Source organism: Caballeronia arationis, from assembly GCF_001544975.2.
Taxonomy (GTDB): domain Bacteria; phylum Pseudomonadota; class Gammaproteobacteria; order Burkholderiales; family Burkholderiaceae; genus Caballeronia; species Caballeronia arationis.
Genome location: NZ_FCOG02000559.1, coordinates 1 through 714, shown reverse-complemented (window position 1 = coordinate 714; position 714 = coordinate 1). Strand labels below are relative to the sequence as shown.

The following is a 714-nucleotide window of genomic DNA, read 5'->3' as shown; positions in this document are numbered from 1 at the left end:
GCGATCTGGTTGCTGCGTCCGGCGTTCTCGCGCCTGCGCAGCTTCATGTGGTTCGCAACTGCCGTGGCAGGCTTGACGGTGCGCACCGAGTTGCTGGGCGTGACCAGCATCGTGCGCGCGCTCAAACTGCGACCGGTCCTGTACAACAAGCTGCGTGACAGCTTGCACAGCAACGCCGTGCAACTCGATCAGCTCTCGGCGCTGTGGACTCAGGCGGTGTTGCGCCTGTTCCCGGATCCGCTACGCGTCAATGGCCGGCGCGTCCTGGTCGGAGACGGCATCAAGGTGGCCAAGTCTGGCAAGAAGATGCCCGGCGTCAAGCTGCTGCATCAACAGTCCGACTCCAACACCAAGCCCGAGTACATCATGGGGCACTCCATGCAGGCAGTCAGCATACTCGTGCGGGCCGCCCAGAGCGTCTTCGCCGTACCGCTGGCCGTGCGCATTCACGAAGGTCTGGTGTGGTCCAACCGCGATCGACGTACCTTGCTCGACAAGATGATCTCGCTGCTGGGCATCGTCTCGGTGAAGGAGCCGTTCTACTTCGTCGCAGATGCGTACTACGCCGCTCGCAAGATCGTCAAAGGTCTGCGCGATCAGGACAACCACCTGGTCACACGCGTGAAGTCCAATGCAGTCTGAAGCGCCCCGGAAATGTAGGAGACTTTGGATCTTGGCTGTAACGGGAGATTTGAAGAATGGAAAACGCAAGCA

1 protein-coding gene is annotated in these 714 nt (G+C 60.6%); it reads left to right on the top strand.

Going from position 1 to position 714, the window contains the following annotated elements:
- Window positions 1-642, top strand: a 642-nt coding sequence (locus AWB81_RS43840; RefSeq protein WP_200822661.1) for a transposase, incomplete at its 5' end; no start/stop codon positions are given.
- Between the last annotated feature and the right edge of the window lie 72 nt (window positions 643-714).